This window comes from Mesorhizobium sp. RSR565B, from assembly GCF_054719465.1.
Genome location: NZ_JBTTIE010000001.1, coordinates 1,088,950 through 1,104,670, shown reverse-complemented (window position 1 = coordinate 1,104,670; position 15,721 = coordinate 1,088,950). Strand labels below are relative to the sequence as shown.

Below are 15,721 nucleotides of genomic sequence, written 5' to 3'. Positions count from 1 at the left end.
CGTCAGATGTCTCCGGCGTGGAACATCGGCCCGCCCTTGTGGGCCGGGAAGCCATAGCCGTTGATCATCACCAGATCGATGTCGGAGGCACGCGCCGCGATGCCTTCGGCAAGCAAGGCCTTGCCCTCTTCGGCCATTGCCGCCAGCAAGCGCGTGACGATCTCATCGGGCGAAAAGCGGCGCGGCACGATGTCCTTGGCCGCCCGAACGGCCTCGATCAGCGCGGCCACTTGCGGGTCGCTCCTGCGCTCGCCGTCGGAATAATCGTACCAGCCGCGCCCGGTCTTGCGGCCGAAGCGGCCGGCCTCGCACAGCCGGTCGGCGATCTCGACATAACGTGCTTGCGGATCGCGCATCGCAGCCTGTCGCTTGCGCCGCGCCCAGGCTATCTCCAGCCCAGCCATGTCGTTGACCGCGAAGATCCCCATCGGGAAGCCCCAGGCCTCCAGCGCGGCATCCACCTCTTCCGGTGCTGCGCCATCCTCCACCATGAACTCCGCCTCGCGGCGGTAGGCCGAATAGATGCGGTTGCCGATGAAACCCTCGGTAACGCCGCACACGACAGGCAGCTTGCCGAGCTTCCTGACGAACGCGATAGCCGAGGCGAGCACATCGGGCGCCGTCGCCGCGCAATCCACCACTTCGGTGAGCCGCATGACGTTGGCCGGGGAGAAAAAATGCAGGCCGGCGATCCGTTCGGGCCGGGCGGTTGCCGAGGCGATCTCGTCGGGGTTGAGGTAGCTGGTGTTGGTCGCCAGTATGGCGTCGGGGCGGACGATACGATCAAGCTTCCGGAAGAGTTCGGTTTTTACCGCGAGATCGTCGAACACTGCCTCGATGACCAGATCGGCCTGCACCAGCCTGCCGGCGTCACTGGTCGCTTCAAACCGGCTCAGCGCCTCCCTGCGGCCATGATCGGTGAGTCGGCCGGATTGGACCGACTTGTCGAGAAGGCCGGCGATCCGCTCGTATCCTTTTGCCGCGGCGTCGTCGGTCTGCTCGATGCCGATTACGCGATAGCCGGCATTCAAGGCCGAGACCGCGATGCCTGCACCCATCAGGCCGGTTCCGACGATACCGACGGTCACGACCTTGCGAGGCGTGATACCCTCTAGCCTGTCGACTTTGCTGGCTTGCCTCTCGGCAAAGAAGACGTGGCGCAACGCTGCCGCCTCGCGAGAATCCCGGAGGCGCAGGAAGGTCGCGCGTTCGTGCACAAGACCGTCCTCAAGTCTGGCCGTGGACGCGGCCCGGACCAGTCTCACGGCTTCTGCAGGCGCGATCTGTCCACGGCTGCGGGAAAGCACCTTTCTTGCGGCTGCCGCGTCGGCCTCAGGTTGCGAGCGCGGGACGGAAAGCGCGCCCGTGCGCCGCAGCGGTTGGCCAACGAGACGGCGGGCGACATCGAGCGCGCCTTCGGGAAGATCGTCGGCAATGGTATCGATCAGACCGAGAGCGAGAGCTTCGTCGGCATTTGCGGGCCGACCCGTGCCGATCAGGTCAATTGCGGCGACCGTGCCGATGAGGCGGGGCAGGCGTTGGGTTCCGCCGGCCCCAGGCACTAACCCGAGCTTGACCTCGGGCAGGCCGAAGCTGGCCGCCTTGCTGGCCACCCGGTAGTGGCAGGCCAGCGCAATCTCGCAGCCGCCGCCGAGCGCCGCGCCGCCAACTGTCGCGACGACCGGTTTCGCGAAGCTCTCGATCGCTTCGATCACTTCAGGCAGTGTGGGCTCGATAGCGGGCTTGCCGAATTCCTTGATATCGGCGCCACCGATGAAGGTGCGCCCAATGGCGGTCAGCACCACGGCAGACACTTCATCCGACGCCGCACGCCCAAGCGCAGCCATCAGTCCGGCCCTGACATGGAAGGACAGCGCGTTGGCCGGCGGATTTTCGATCGTGACGACGAGAACGCCATCGACGATCTTGCCTGTGACACTCTCGGAAAATCGTGCTGTGTTCATGGAGTTTTATCCCGGAACGACGGCAAATCTTCCTCCTCCTTCTGCTCTCCGCCAAATGCCGGTGTCCGGCTCGGACGGATGAAGAGCCATGGGGTTCTTCATATAATTTCAAGCTTAAAATAATTAGAATTCAAAAAACTTCAAGCCTACCGGAGTCGACTGCAAAAGGCGTCGCTACCACGACGGTGATCGGTCAGACTTGACGGTTGCACTGCGGTGCCGGGTCAAGGCGAGTTTGTGGAAACCTTCGGCAGCAGGGCTTTGAAATAGTCGATCGTCTGTTGCAGCCCGGCTTCCAAAGTCACCGTCGGCTCCCAGCCGACAAGCCTTTTGGCAAGGGTGATATCGGGCTGGCGGTGCCGCGGATCGTCTTGCGGAAGATCGCGGTAAATTATATCCGAACCTGATCCGGTCATCTGCGTCGTCAGTTCGGCCAAGCGCCTGATCGTTACTTCCCTTGGATTGCCGATGTTTACTGGACCGGTCACCTCCCGCCCCGTATCCATGAGGCGCAGCATGCCGCTCACCAGGTCGTCGACGTAGCAAAACGACCTTGTCTGTGAGCCGTCGCCGAAAATGGTTATCGGTTCACCACGAAGCGCCTGCACGATGAAATTTGAGACAACCCTGCCGTCTGCCGGGTGCATGCGCGGCCCGAACGTATTGAAAATCCGCGCGACCTTGACCCACAAGCCATGTTGTCGGTGATAGTCGAAGAACAGCGTTTCGGCGCAGCGTTTGCCTTCATCGTAGCATGAGCGCGGCCCGATCGGGTTTACATTGCCCCAGTAACTCTCGGGCTGCGGATGAACAGACGCGTCACCATAGACCTCACTGGTGGAGGCCTGAAAGACTTTGCATTTCAGCCGCTTTGCCAGTCCAAGAACATTGATGGCGCCGTGCACGGCGGTCTTGATCGTCTGAACCGGGTCGTACTGGTAGTGAACAGGCGAGGCCGGACACGCCAGGTTGTAAATCTCATCGACTTCGACGTAGAGCGGAAAGGTCACGTCATGGCGCATGAATTCGAAGCGGGGATGCTTGGCCAAATGGTCGATATTGCGCTTTGATCCGGTGAAAAGGTTGTCGACACACAAGATTTCGTCGCCTCGTTCCAACAGGCGGTCAATAAGATGCGAGCCGATAAACCCTGCGCCCCCGGTAACGAGAATGCGTCTGCGGCTGTCATAGAGTCTGGCCAATTTCTGCTCCCAGGCAAATGCTGATCGACCAGATATCGGTCGCCACACGCAGGATACGACGTGTCCGCAGCCAATGCACAAGGACCAAACTGAAATTTCGCAGATCCGCTCGGTGCCGATGCGAATTCCGATCCGGGCATTTGATTTGATCAGAAGGCACGATTGAGGCCGATAGTGGCCTATGGATTGGCAGCAGAGAATATCAGCCCTGTCGTCAGGGCCGCCGCTGCGTAGGTGGCCGGCAGAACCTGACGGTTCACCCCAATCCGCAGCAGAGAGTGGCTCGAAACTCGGTCCTGCTGGATTTTATCCACAACATCGATGGCATCGGCGATGGCAACATGAAAATGGCAACGGCCATTTTTCATGAGACATTCCTCTTCGCGATAGAGCATCGTTGAATTGGCCAACAGGCTGCCATACAAGCACGTCGGCTCAACAGGTGGCTCGAGGAACCCCACGGATGTCCGAACGCATTGCAGTTATCGGCCTGGGTTATGTCGGCCTGCCGGTAGCCATTGCCTTTGGGAAGGTTTTCCCCGGCACCATAGCTTTTGACATCAGCGAGCGTCGGATCGGGGAATTGCGTGGCGGCGTCGATCGTACGGGGGAAGTTGACGCAACGGCGCTCAAGGAGACCTCGATAGGGCTGACCACCGATCGGGAGATGTTGAAAGGCGCTACTTTCTTCATCGTTGCCGTGCCAACCCCTATCGACGCAAATCGCGCTCCCGATCTAGCTTCTTTGAAACTGGCGTCCGAACTCGTCGGCGAGGCGGTGAGCAAAGGCGCCGTCGTCGTTTTTGAGTCGACAGTCTATCCAGGTGTGACCGAAGATTTCTGTGGGCCGATCATCGAGCAGGTTTCCGGCCTGCGACATCCCCGCGACTTTGCCCTCGGCTATTCGCCCGAACGCGCCAACCCCGGCGATCGAGAACACTCGCTGCAAAAGATCGTCAAAGTCGTCTCCGGCGAGAATAACGAGACGCTGGAGCGCGTCGCGAACGTTTATGGCCGTATCATCGATGCCGGCGTCTACCGCGCCCCGTCGATCAAGGTGGCCGAGGCAGCGAAGGTTATCGAGAACACCCAGCGCGATCTGAACATCGCGCTGATGAACGAACTGGCAATGATCTTCGAGCGGCTCGATATCCGGACGCAGGATGTTCTTGATGCTGCGTCGACGAAATGGAACTTCCTTCCCTTCAAACCGGGGTTCGTCGGCGGCCACTGCATCAGCGTCGATCCATATTATCTGACCGCCAAGGCCGAGGCAGAAGGTTACCATCCGCAGATCATCCTCGCCGGACGTCGCATCAATGACGGCATGGGGGCCTTCGTTGCCCAGCAGGTTGTCAAACGGCTGATTGGTTCTGACACGCCCGTCAAAGGGGCTTCTGTCGGCATTCTCGGGCTGACATTCAAGGAGGACGTGCCGGATTTGCGCAACAGCCGCGTTTTCGACATGGTCAAGGAACTAAGGCAGTTCGGAATTGTCCCCAAAGTCCATGATCCCCTTGCCGATGTCGAAACCGCTCGGCGTGATCACGGCGAAACAATCCTGCCGCTCGATGAGATAAACGATTTGCAGGCGCTTGTTCTGGCGGTGCCTCACAGGCAATATCTCACCAACGAAAGAGTGCGTCTTTTTCAAATGATCAGGCCGGGGGGGACACTGTTCGATGTCAAGTCGGCCATCAAGCCCAATGAAGTTCCCGACAACATAAAATACTGGAGCTTGTAAAGCTCGCCTGAAATTAACGCTAGGATATGCAGTGACATCAAGCAGGCCGATACTGATCACCGGCGCAGCCGGGTTCATAGGGTTTCATCTTTGCCTGAGGCTGCTTGCCGAAGGACGCCAGGTTATCGGCCTCGACTCCATGAACGAGTATTATGACGTCAGCCTGAAGCAGGCTCGTCTCGAGCGGCTGAAAGCGTTTTCGAATTTTTGTTTCGAGCATGCCGATCTCACGGAGCGGGACCGTATTTCGGAGCTCTTCCTCTCGGCCGCGCCGGAGGTTGTCGTCAATCTCGCGGCGCAAGCCGGCGTACGCTATTCGATCAGCAATCCGCACGCCTATGTGGAAAGCAACCTCAGCGGCTTTGTCAACATCCTGGAAGGATGCCGGCAGGCCTCCGTCGGCCATCTGGTCTATGCATCGTCGAGTTCGATTTATGGCGGCAGCACCCGCATGCCGTTTTCCGTGCACGATCCGGCGGACCATCCGCTCAGCCTTTACGCCGCAAGCAAGAAGGCGAACGAGCTGATGGCGCACACATACAGCCATCTGTTTCGACTGCCGACCACCGGGCTGCGTTTTTTCACCGTCTATGGTCCGTGGGGGCGGCCGGACATGGCGCTGTTCATCTTCGCCAAGGCTATCCTCGCCGGCGAGCCGATCGAGGTCTTCAACTATGGCAACATGCAGCGGGATTTCACCTATATCGACGACATTGTCGAAGGTATTATCCGCGTCATGCAGCAACCCGCGACACCCAATCCTGAGTGGAAAAGTGTCGCGCCAGACCCAGCGACCAGCAACGCCCCGTTCAGGATTCACAACATCGGCGGCAATTCGCCCGTTCAACTGAACCGATTGATCGAAGTGCTCGAAGACGCGCTGGGACGCAAGGCAAACCGCAACCTCATGCCACTTCAGCCAGGCGACGTTCCGGCAACTTTCGCCAATGTCAGCTCGCTCGAGGAGGCGACCGGCTTCAAGCCCAAAATCCCGATCGAAATAGGGGTTCCGCGCTTTGTCGAATGGTACCGGGAGTTCTACCGAGCATGATCGGACGCTTCGCCACCTGGAGGCGGCTGGCTCCTGACCAGCCATGGCTGGCGCATGCCGCTCGGAAAACTCAATAAGCCGCAGCCGAACTGGGTGTCGCCTGAAGGCGGTCAATATCTTTCCGGGGCGGCGCACCGAACAGGCGACGATATTCTCGGCTGAACTGCGAAGGGCTGTCATAGCCCACCGCGAACCCGGCCGTGCCTGCGTTTGCGCCGCCGGCGAGCATAATCCTTCGCGCCTCCTGCAGGCGCAGCTGCTTCTGGTATTCGAGCGGGGTCATGCGCGTAATCGCCTTGAAATGGGCATGAAGGGACGACGCGCTCATGCCTGATGCCGCCGCAATCTCTTCGATGCGCAGTTGTGCCTGGAAATGATTGCGGATCGTGGCGATGGCGCGGCTGACCTGGTTCAAGTGGCTGTCCACCGACGCCATCTGGCGAAGCGTGTCACCGTGCGGTCCGGTGAGGAGCCGGTAAAGGATTTCGCGTTCGATCAGCGGCGCCAGCACGGTGACGCTCTCGGGGCGATCGAGCAGCCTGACAAGCCGACAGGCGGCATCAATCAGGTCGGAGTCACTTGGATAGGCAGCTAACACCGGCAGATCCCTGCTGGGGGATGCACGTCCTTCTTTCACAAGCAGTTCGGCCAGCGCGGTGGAATCAAAATCTATCTTGCAACAGAGGTAGGGCGCCGCCGGGCTCGCCTCCAACACATGCCCGACCAGCGGCAGGTCGACCGAGACGAGCAGGTAGCTCGATGCGTCATAGACCACGCTCTGGTCGGCCAGCGAGACGCGCTTCGATCCTTGGGCGATTATGCAAAGCGACGCCTCGTAGACCGCAGGCACGGGTGCACTGGGCTGGTTGGCGCGAATGAGCGACAGCCGCGGCACCGCAGTGCCGGCCATGCCAGATTTCGGCGCAAAGCGGGTGATCAGCTCGGCGAGTTCATTGATTTTCTCCATGCCGCATAAATCTTCATGGCGCGAAATGTTGCAAGGCATTTCGAGTTCATTTGGAGGATCGTGCAAACTCTTTGGACGATCACGCTACCGGCCTTTGCCAGTTCGCGCCATCTATCTCCCCGTCACCGCAGCGAAAAAGGAACGATCATGACGGGACTTAAAGACAAGGTTGTACTCATCACCGGCGCCTCCAGCGGCATCGGCGAAGCGACGGTTCGGGAACTTGCCGGTGCCGGCGCCAGACTGTTCATCGGGGCCCGCCGCACCGAGCGGCTCAAGGCGCTGGCCGCAGAAATAGGCAAAGGCGTCGCGTGGCGCGAACTCGACGTGACTGACGCGGCGAATTTCGACGCCTTTGCCGATGCCGCTCATGCCGAATTCGGGCAGATCGATGTGCTGGTCAACAATGCCGGCGTCATGCCGCTGTCGCCGCTTGCCGCGCTGAAGCGCGATGAGTGGTCTCGCATGATCAATGTCAACATCGGCGGCGTGCTGAACGGGATCGCCGCGGTGCTGCCGCGCTTCGTCGCCCAGAAGAATGGGCATATCGTCAATGTCGCCTCGGTCGGCGCGCATATCGTGCTGCCCACCGCGGCGGTCTATTGCGGCACGAAATATGCCGTCTGGGCAATCACGGAGGGGCTGCGGCAGGAGCATGACGACATCCGCGCCACGATCATCTCCCCCGGAGTGACCGCAACCGAACTGGGCGACGATATCAGCGATCCTCAGGTCGCCACGGCTCTGAAAGAATGGCGGCAGAAGTCGCTCACACCGGACGCCATTGCACGGGCGATCCGTTTTGCGCTTGATCAACCCGATGGCGTCGACGTCAACGAAGTGATCGTGCGGCCAACCGCTGCCAATATGTAGAACTTGCTGCCGGATGCCGGCTTTCGGCGAGCTACGGCGCTCTCCAAGATCCGGCAAACGGCCCACCCCTTAATGCACCACCGCCCTCAGCCTCTGGCGCAACTCCCGCGGGCCACATCGTACCGGCTCTCGAATGCGCGCGAAAAATGCGCACTCGAATTGAACCCGCAGGCAAAGGCGATTTCCGAGATCGTGGGCGACGCGCGGGCGGGCGACAACAATTCTTCCTTGCTGCGCTCCAGCCGCCTGTCCCAGACGAAGCGTTCCGGTCTCGCGGCAAGGCCGGTGCGCCGCTGGGAACTTAACCCGCTAATCATCTCCCCTGCGACGGTAGAGATGTCAGGCTTCGCCGGCCAGGCGCGCTGAAATCAGCCGCGCCGCCTGGATCACCGCTTCGCCTTGGCTGGCTGCCATGCTGTCATCGGCGCGTGACACAGGCGAGGCCACCGCGAGCGCACCGAGAGGACGCCCATCGGAGCCGAGGATTGCCGCGGCTATGCTGTGCACGCCTTCTTCATAGCCTTGGGAGCTCGAGGAATAGCCGCGCTTGGCGGCAAGCCGGATCGCCTTCATCAGCCTGTCGGGCTGCGTCACCGTGTGTGGCGTGAAGGTCGGCAACGGCTTGTCGACATAGGCCTCGGCCGCTTCCCGAGGCGAAGCGGCGAGAAAGGCGATGCCGGAGGCGGTGCCGTGCAAGGGCAGCACCTGGCCGACATCGACATTGACCCGGTTGGCCTTTGCCGACAACTCGACATTGACCGTCAGCAGTGCGCCGGCGCTGAATTCCGACAGATGCACCGTCTCGCCGGTTTCCAGCGCCAGCTCGCGAACCACAGGTGCTGCCACGCGCACGAAGGGAAAATGCGCGTCGCGAAAGCGGGCCAGCCGCGACAGGCCGGCGCCGAGCCGGTAGCGGCGGCTTGCCGGCTCCTGTTCGATCAAGCGGTGGTCGGCCAGCGCCATCAGCAGGCGCCGCGCCGTCGCCTTGTCGAGGCCGGTTTTGCGGGCGAGCTCGGACAGGCCGATCTCCGGTTCGCCGAGCGTGAACTGCTCCAACAGCGATATCGCCTTGCCGACTGTGCTCATCGTGCATCCTCAAGATACTTCGCATGGGACGGAAGCCAATCCACCTTGCAGTCCGCTCATAGCACATAAAATGGTGGTTCAAATAACGAACCGTTTGGAAGCGACGAAAAAACACCAGCAAGTTTCGCGGCGACATCATCTCGATGCGCCGCGCCGTGCGCGGGGTGATGCTGCGCGGCAACACCTATCAACAGGTGGATCAACTCGGCGGCGCCGTGCCTGGCCGGCGTGTCGGCCCAAACCGCCTGATCCTGGCCGGCGCCGAAGCTTCAACTCTGCCCCAGCTGCGCGCGGCGCCAGGCGGCGGGAGCCTGGCCAACCCGCTCCCGGAAGAAGCGTGAGAAATAGGCCGGATCTTCGAAGCCGATTTCGTAGGCGATGTCCTCGACGGTGCGCACGGTGAACAGCAGCAAGCGCTTGGCCTCCAGCGACCGTCGCTCGCCGATGAGTCGCTTGACGCCGCTGCCAAGCACCGTATGGGCGGCCTTGTCGAGAAGATGCGGTGTCGTGGCCAGCGCCTCGACGTAGCGGTCGACGGGCCAGTTGTCGCGGAAATGCGCATCGACCAGACAGCGCAAGCCGCGCGCCAATGCAGCATCGGAAGAACCGGTGGCATCCTTCACCTCGGGACCAAGGCGCGCGATGTGGGAGAGCGCGACGGCAATCAGCGCCGGCAGGGTCTTGTCACTCCCGGCCTGCGCCTCGGCATATTCCGTGGCGAGCATCTCCAGCACCGCCGCAAGCCTTTTCCACGCGACGTGCTGAGGAAGGCTATCGGCAAAGACCGGCCGGTCCAATGGCAGCAGGCTGTGAGCGGCTATTGCCGCAAGCGCATCATCGGCGACCGAAACGACGATGGCGTCGGTGCCGGGCCCGATCGAGAAGCCATGCACGATGGTGCTCGGCACGAAGCTGACGGCCGGTGCCGAAAAGTCCCAGGATTGGTCTTCGATGCGGTAGGTGCCGGAGCCGCTGGTCCAGTAGGTGATCTGGCCCATTTGCGGATGCTTGTGCGCGGCAACCTGGCCGAGATGTATGTTGCTGCGCGCAAGCACCGTCTCGACATGCAGGAAGCCGACATCAAGCGGCCGCACCGGCTCGCCATAGACAAAGAAATCAGGAATGGAATTGAGGCTCATAGCGCCGGAAAAAGTCCAATCGGTTTTGCCGTTACGTCCTAACCGATCCTTGCCAGGAGCGCTAGAGTTGATGCCATAAGTGGAGGAACATCATGCGATCGGAAGACTTTCGTGCCGACAATGGGCGCCCGTTCACCGGGGCCGAGTATCTGGAGAGCCTGCGCGACGGCCGCGAGGTCTACATCAACGGCGAGCTCATTGCCGAGGTCACCACCCATCCGGCGATGCGCAATTCGGCGCGGTCGCTGGCGCGCCTCTATGATGCGCTGCACGATCCCAAGCGGCGGGGCACGCTGACCTCGCCGACCGATACTGGTTCGGGCGGCTACACGCACAAATATTTCCGCGTCGCCAAATCCTCCGGCGAACTCGCGGCCCAGCAGACCGCGATCGCCGAGTGGTCACGCATGTCCTATGGCTGGATGGGCCGCACGCCCGATTACAAGGCGGCACTGATGAACACGCTCGGCGCCAATGCCGACTGGTACGGCCCGTTCAAGGACAATGCGCTCGCCTGGCACAAGCGTGCGCAGGAAGCCGTGCTGTTCATGAACCACGCCATCGTCAACCCGCCGATCGACCGCCACAAGCCGGCCGAACAGGTGAAGGATGTCTTCGTCCACATCACCAAGGAGACCGACGCCGGCATCTATGTCTCCGGCGCCAAGGTGGTGGCGACGTCCTCGGCGCTGACCCACTACAATTTCCTGGCGCAGAGTTCGGCGACGGTCACCGAAGATCCGTCGCTGTCGGTCATGTTCATCGTGCCGATGAATGCGCCGGGGGTAAAGATGTTCTGCCGCGTCTCCTATGAGCAGACGGCCAACACGGCGGCGGCTCCGTTCGACTATCCGTTGTCGTCGCGCTTCGACGAGAACGATGCCATCCTGGTGCTCGACAATGTCTTCATCCCCTGGGAGGACGTGCTGGTGCTGCGCGAGGCGCAGAAAATCCTGTCCTTCCATCCGGCTTCGGGCTTCATGCATGGCTATTGCTTCCAGGGCTGCACACGCTTTGCCGTCAAGCTCGACTTCCTCGCCGGCCTGCTGGCAAAGGCGCTGCGCGCCACCGGCGGCGATGCCTTCCGCGGCAACCAGGCGGCGCTGGGCGAGGTCATCGCGCTCAGGCACATGTTCTGGAGCTTTTCCAACGCCATGGCCTACAATCCGATCCCCTGGGCGAATGGCGCTGTCCTGCCCAACCTGGAAGCAGCCCTTGCCTACCGGACTTTCATGTCGGAAGCCTATCCGCGCGTCATCGACACGGTGCGCCGGGTGATCGCCTCCGGCTTGATCTACCTGCCGTCATCGGTGCGCGACTTCAACAATCCCGAGATCGACAAATACCTCGCGCAGTATGTGCGCGGTTCCAACGACATGGGCCATGTCGAGCGCATCAAGATCATGAAACTGTTGTGGGACGCGACCGGCACCGAGTTCGGCGGCCGCCACGCGCTCTACGAACTCAACTATGCCGGTGCGCCGGAAGAGGTGCGGCTGCAGGTGCTGAAGGGCGCCGAACGCGGCGGCCGGCTGAAGGCCATGGAAGAACTGGTCGATACCTGCATGGCCGACTATGACGAGAATGGCTGGACGGGAGATACCTGGCTCAATCCGCTCGCTTCATCGGCGGGGTGATGTCAGATGGCCACGCAGATTTCGAAGGCCGATTTCCGCGACGCCATGGCAAGGGTCTGCGCGCCGGTCAACATCGTCACGACAGATGGCCCGGCCGGGCGCGGCGGCTTCACCGCCACCGCCATGTGCAGTGTGTCGGACGAACCTCCGACACTGCTGGTGTGCATGAACGGCCGCTCGACGCAGGCGGCCATGTTTCTCGCCAACCGGCGCTTCTGCGTCAACGTGCTGACGCATGACCATATGCACCTGGCCGGCAAGTTCGCCGGCGCGACCAGGGACATGGAGGCACGCTATTCGGCGGCGCGCTGGCAAACGCTGACCTCGGGGACGCCAGCGCTGTCCGATGGGATCGTCAATTTCGATTGCGAGATCGAGGATGTGCACATCGTCGGCACGCATAATGTCATGATCGGCCGCGTTATCGACGTCAGGCACGGCAGCGGCGGCTCGGCCTTGCTCTATGTCGACCGCAATTACACGCAGCCGACGCGGCTTGGCAGCTTTGGCGGCTGAGCCGCAGCAATCAGCTCTCGCCGGCGATCAGGCTCTCCAGCAGATCGAGCAATTGCTCGAGCCTCTCATGTCCGAAGCGCTGTTCGATGTCGCGGTAGATGACGAGGCGTTCCGGCGACAAGGCATCGATCAGGGCGGAACCCGCCGGGGCGATCGTCAGCACGACACGGCGGCCATCGCCTTCCGCCTTGTTGCGGGTGATGAATTTTCGGCCCTCGAGCGTCTTGATGATGCGTGTCAGGCTGGGCGGCAGCACCGAAGCGCGATCGGCAAGTTCCGTCGCCTCGACAGGGCCGGCCTCGCTCAGAACGCGCAGCACGCGCCATTGCTGTTCGGTCACATCATGCGCCGCCAGCATTGGACGAAACCGCGCCATCACCACTTCGCGGGCATGGAGCAGCGCCATCGGCAGAGAACGACGGGTGTTTTCAGGCAGCAAGAAGCAGCGTCCCCAATGATGCGGGCGGTCGGCGGGACCGCACGCCAAAACCTGACCTTTCCATCCCGTATCGTCGCCTCAACTTGGATGCAAGGCTTGACTTCAGTGATGCTGCATGTAATTAACGCGTTAACTACAGCAGTGGAACAATACGGGGAGCGAGACGCGGTGCCTCACTTTTCCATCGAGTATTCGGCCAACCTCGATGCCAAGGTCGACATGAGCGAATTGTGCGCGCTGGTGTTGCGCACCGTGCTCGGCACCGGGCTGTTTGAAACCGGCGCGGTGCGGGTGCGGGCCTTCCGCGCGGAGGCCTATGCGATCGCCGACAGCTTACCGGAAAACGCCTTTCTCGACATGTCGTTTCGCATTGGAACCGGCCGCAGTGCCGAGGACAAGAGACGAACCGGGGAGGCGGTCTTCTCCGCCGTGAGCGAATACCTCGCCCCCCTGTTCGAGACCCCGCATTTCGCTCTTTCCCTGGAGATCAGGGAAATCGATCCGGTCCTGAGCTGGAAGAAAAATGCAATCCACCCGCGACTGCGCGGCAAGTGACGGAAGCTGATATGTCCGACCTCGAAGGCAATCTGAAAAAGGCCGAGGCCTATCTGGCCTGTTTCAAGCGCGACGGCGTGCTGAACCAGATCGGCGGCGAAGCGGTGCCGGCGGTGGATGGCTCGACCTTCGAGGCCATGTCGCCGGTCGATCTCAAGCCGCTGGCCAAGGTCGCGCGTGGCAGCGCCGCCGATATCGACCGCGCCGCCAAGGCGGCAAAGGCGGCGTTCCCGGCCTGGGCCGCCATGCCGGGCGACGGGCGCAAGAAGCTGCTGCACAAGATAGCCGATGCGATCGAAGCGCGCGCCGAGGAGATCGCCTTCGTCGAGTGCATGGACACCGGCCAGGCGCTGAAATTCATGGCCAAGGCCGCGCTGCGCGGCGCCGAGAATTTCCGCTTCTTCGCCGACCGCGCGCCGGAAGCGCGCGACGGCGAGACGCTGCGCACGACAGGCCAGGTCAACATCACCACGCGCGTGCCGATCGGCCCGGTCGGCATCATCACGCCGTGGAACACGCCGTTCATGCTGTCGACATGGAAGATCGCGCCGGCGCTGGCGGCAGGCTGCACCGTCGTCCACAAGCCGGCCGAATTTTCGCCGCTGACCGCTCGCCTGCTGGTCGAGATCGCCGAGGAGGCCGGCCTGCCGAAAGGCGTGTGGAACCTGGTCAACGGCCTCGGCGAGCACGCCGGCAAGGCGCTGACCGAGCACCCTGACATCAAGGCGATCGGTTTTGTCGGTGAGAGCCGCACCGGCTCGATGATCATGAAACAGGGCGCCGATACGCTGAAGCGCGTGCATTTCGAACTGGGCGGGAAGAACCCGGTGATCGTCTTCGCCGACGCCGATCTCGAACGTGCGGCGGATGCGGCCGTGTTCATGATCTACTCGCTCAACGGCGAACGCTGCACCTCATCGTCGCGGCTTCTGGTCGAAGCCTCGGTCTACGACACATTCACGGATCTGGTTGCGGAGAAGGCAAAGCGCATCAAGGTTGGCCATCCGCTCGATCCCAAAACGGTGGTTGGTCCGCTGATCCATCCGGTGCACGAGGAAAAGGTGCTTTCCTATATCGAGATCGGCAAATCGGAAGGCGCGGTGGTAGCCGCCGGCGGCGGCAAGTTCGCCGGTCCGGGCGGTGGCTGCTATGTCAGCCCGACGCTGTTTACCGGCGCCACCAACAGGATGCGCATTGCCCAGGAAGAGATTTTCGGGCCGGTGCTGACCGCCATTTCCTTCAAGGACGAGGCCGAAGCGCTGGCGCTGGCCAACGACACCCAATACGGCCTGACCGGCTATCTCTGGACGTCGGATGTTACCCGCGCCTTCCGCTTCACCGATGCGCTGGACGCCGGCATGATCTGGGTCAATTCGGAGAATGTGCGGCATTTGCCGACGCCGTTTGGCGGCGTCAAGAATTCCGGCATCGGCCGCGACGGCGGCGACCATTCCTTCGATTTCTACATGGAGACGAAGAACATCGCCTTCGCCACTTCAGCGCACGCGATCCAGAAACTCGGCGGCTGACCGGAGGACATCGGATGCCACTGCCCAAACCAAACCTCTATCCCGCCTTCAACATCGTGCGCCTCAGCCATGTCGAACTGGCGGTCACCGACCTTGCGAAATCCCGCGCCTTCTATGTCGACACGCTCGGCCTGCAGGTTACCGACGAGACATCGGAAGCCATCTATCTAAGGGCGTTGGAAGAGCGCGGACACCACTGCATCGTGCTGAAGAAGGCCGGCAGCGCCGAAGCCCGCGATCTCGGCTTCAAGGTTTTTTCGGATGAGGATCTCGACAAGGCCGAGCATTTCTTCAAGGCAAAAGGCCTGCCGGTCGAGTGGGTCGAGCGACCGTACCAGTCGCGCACCTTCCGCACCCGCGACCCGCACGGCATTCCGCTCGAGTTCTTTGCCCAAATGGAAAGGCTGCCGCCGATTCATCAGAAATATGCGCTCTACAAGGGCGTGAAGCCGCTGCGCATCGACCACTTCAACTGCTTCTCGCCCAATGTCGACGAGTCCGTCGCCTTCTACAACGAGCTTGGCTTCCGCGTCACCGAATACACCGAGGATGCCAGTAGCGGAAAGCTGTGGGCGGCCTGGACGCACCGCAAGGGCGGTGTCCACGACATCGCCTTCACCAACGGTGTGGGTCCGCGCCTGCATCACGTCGCCTTCTGGGTGCCGACACCGCTCAACATCATCGACCTGCTCGATCTGATGGCGACGACCGGTTACCTCGCAAACATCGAGCGCGGCCCAGGCCGGCATGGCATTTCCAACGCCTTCTTCCTTTATGTCCGCGACCCGGACAATCACCGCATCGAGATCTATTGCTCGGACTACCAGACGGTCGATCCGGATCTGGAGCCGATCAAATGGGACCTCAAGGACCCGCAGCGCCAGACGCTATGGGGCGCGCCGGCGCCGAAAAGCTGGTTCGAGGAGGGCAGCACCTTTGCCGGCGCGGCCGCACGCCAACCGGATTTGACGGCGTCGCCGATCATCGCACCGTGACCACAGACGCGAACCTGACGGAGA

At 61.8% G+C, this 15,721-nt stretch carries 16 protein-coding genes; 8 read left to right on the top strand and 8 right to left on the bottom strand.

All coding sequences use genetic code 11. The annotated features are described in order from the left end of the window. Positions 1–2: 2 nt before the first annotated feature. From ACYG9R_RS05385 to ACYG9R_RS05375, 3 genes are all read right to left on the bottom strand, one after another. Positions 3–1,964 carry a 3-hydroxyacyl-CoA dehydrogenase NAD-binding domain-containing protein gene (locus tag ACYG9R_RS05385; protein ID WP_023823581.1) on the bottom strand — a complete coding sequence of 654 codons (1,962 nt, stop codon included), beginning with the start codon at positions 1,962–1,964 and terminating at the stop codon, positions 3–5. 224 nt (positions 1,965–2,188) lie between these two features. Next, positions 2,189–3,166, bottom strand: a complete 978-nt coding sequence (locus ACYG9R_RS05380) for a UDP-glucuronic acid decarboxylase family protein (RefSeq protein WP_023823580.1) — start codon at positions 3,164–3,166, stop codon at positions 2,189–2,191. 179 nt (positions 3,167–3,345) lie between these two features. Continuing rightward, complete coding sequence (locus ACYG9R_RS05375; protein WP_196813576.1) at positions 3,346–3,534, bottom strand: hypothetical protein; 189 nt, start codon at positions 3,532–3,534, stop codon at positions 3,346–3,348. A 95-nt stretch (positions 3,535–3,629) separates the two neighbouring features. On the opposite strand from ACYG9R_RS05375, the gene ACYG9R_RS05370 reads away from it, so the two are divergent. Further along, on the top strand, positions 3,630–4,910 hold the full coding sequence (locus ACYG9R_RS05370) for a nucleotide sugar dehydrogenase (RefSeq protein ID WP_023823578.1): 1,281 nt from the start codon (positions 3,630–3,632) through the stop codon (positions 4,908–4,910). Positions 4,911–4,941: 31 nt separating this feature from the next. Beyond that, positions 4,942–5,961: an NAD-dependent epimerase gene (locus tag ACYG9R_RS05365; protein ID WP_032885815.1), complete on the top strand. Its 1,020-nt coding sequence runs from the start codon at positions 4,942–4,944 to the stop codon at positions 5,959–5,961. 70 nt (positions 5,962–6,031) lie between these two features. Here ACYG9R_RS05365 and ACYG9R_RS05360 read toward each other — a convergent pair whose 3' ends face one another. Further along, complete coding sequence (locus ACYG9R_RS05360; RefSeq protein ID WP_023823576.1) at positions 6,032–6,928, bottom strand: AraC family transcriptional regulator; 897 nt, start codon at positions 6,926–6,928, stop codon at positions 6,032–6,034. A 147-nt stretch (positions 6,929–7,075) separates the two neighbouring features. On the opposite strand from ACYG9R_RS05360, the gene ACYG9R_RS05355 reads away from it, so the two are divergent. After that, positions 7,076–7,801 carry an SDR family oxidoreductase gene (locus ACYG9R_RS05355; protein ID WP_023682721.1) on the top strand — a complete coding sequence of 242 codons (726 nt, stop codon included), beginning with the start codon at positions 7,076–7,078 and terminating at the stop codon, positions 7,799–7,801. 86 nt (positions 7,802–7,887) lie between these two features. Here ACYG9R_RS05355 and ACYG9R_RS05350 read toward each other — a convergent pair whose 3' ends face one another. The 3 genes from ACYG9R_RS05350 to ACYG9R_RS05340 form a co-directional block, all read right to left on the bottom strand. Then, the gene (locus tag ACYG9R_RS05350) at positions 7,888–8,118 is read right to left on the bottom strand and encodes a helix-turn-helix domain-containing protein (RefSeq protein ID WP_023708113.1); all 231 of its coding nucleotides are present in this window, start codon (positions 8,116–8,118) and stop codon (positions 7,888–7,890) included. A gap of 22 nt (positions 8,119–8,140) precedes the next feature. Beyond that, positions 8,141–8,887, bottom strand: coding sequence for an IclR family transcriptional regulator (locus ACYG9R_RS05345; protein WP_023823575.1), 747 nt, complete (start codon positions 8,885–8,887; stop codon positions 8,141–8,143). A gap of 269 nt (positions 8,888–9,156) precedes the next feature. After that, a complete protein-coding gene (locus ACYG9R_RS05340; protein WP_023823574.1) occupies positions 9,157–10,026 on the bottom strand; it encodes a helix-turn-helix domain-containing protein in 870 nt (289 codons plus the stop codon). A gap of 92 nt (positions 10,027–10,118) precedes the next feature. Here ACYG9R_RS05340 and ACYG9R_RS05335 point away from each other — a divergent pair, with 92 nt between their 5' ends. Both ACYG9R_RS05335 and ACYG9R_RS05330 read left to right on the top strand, forming a co-directional pair. Next, positions 10,119–11,663: a 4-hydroxyphenylacetate 3-hydroxylase N-terminal domain-containing protein gene (locus tag ACYG9R_RS05335; protein ID WP_023823573.1), complete on the top strand. Its 1,545-nt coding sequence runs from the start codon at positions 10,119–10,121 to the stop codon at positions 11,661–11,663. A 6-nt stretch (positions 11,664–11,669) separates the two neighbouring features. Continuing rightward, positions 11,670–12,179, top strand: a complete 510-nt coding sequence (locus ACYG9R_RS05330) for a flavin reductase (protein WP_023823572.1) — start codon at positions 11,670–11,672, stop codon at positions 12,177–12,179. A gap of 10 nt (positions 12,180–12,189) precedes the next feature. On the opposite strand, the gene hpaR is transcribed toward ACYG9R_RS05330, so the two are convergent. Then, complete coding sequence (hpaR, locus tag ACYG9R_RS05325) at positions 12,190–12,585, bottom strand: homoprotocatechuate degradation operon regulator HpaR (RefSeq protein ID WP_023704722.1); 396 nt, start codon at positions 12,583–12,585, stop codon at positions 12,190–12,192. Positions 12,586–12,786: 201 nt separating this feature from the next. On the opposite strand from hpaR, the gene ACYG9R_RS05320 reads away from it, so the two are divergent. From ACYG9R_RS05320 to hpaD, 3 genes are read left to right on the top strand one after another with little or no spacing between them, the layout of a single operon-like run. Continuing rightward, on the top strand, positions 12,787–13,173 hold the full coding sequence (locus ACYG9R_RS05320; protein WP_023695203.1) for a 5-carboxymethyl-2-hydroxymuconate Delta-isomerase: 387 nt from the start codon (positions 12,787–12,789) through the stop codon (positions 13,171–13,173). A gap of 11 nt (positions 13,174–13,184) precedes the next feature. Continuing rightward, positions 13,185–14,702, top strand: a complete 1,518-nt coding sequence (gene hpaE / locus ACYG9R_RS05315) for a 5-carboxymethyl-2-hydroxymuconate semialdehyde dehydrogenase (protein ID WP_023823571.1) — start codon at positions 13,185–13,187, stop codon at positions 14,700–14,702. 14 nt (positions 14,703–14,716) lie between these two features. After that, positions 14,717–15,697, top strand: a complete 981-nt coding sequence (gene hpaD / locus ACYG9R_RS05310; RefSeq protein ID WP_023667829.1) for a 3,4-dihydroxyphenylacetate 2,3-dioxygenase — start codon at positions 14,717–14,719, stop codon at positions 15,695–15,697. Positions 15,698–15,721 lie beyond the last annotated feature (24 nt).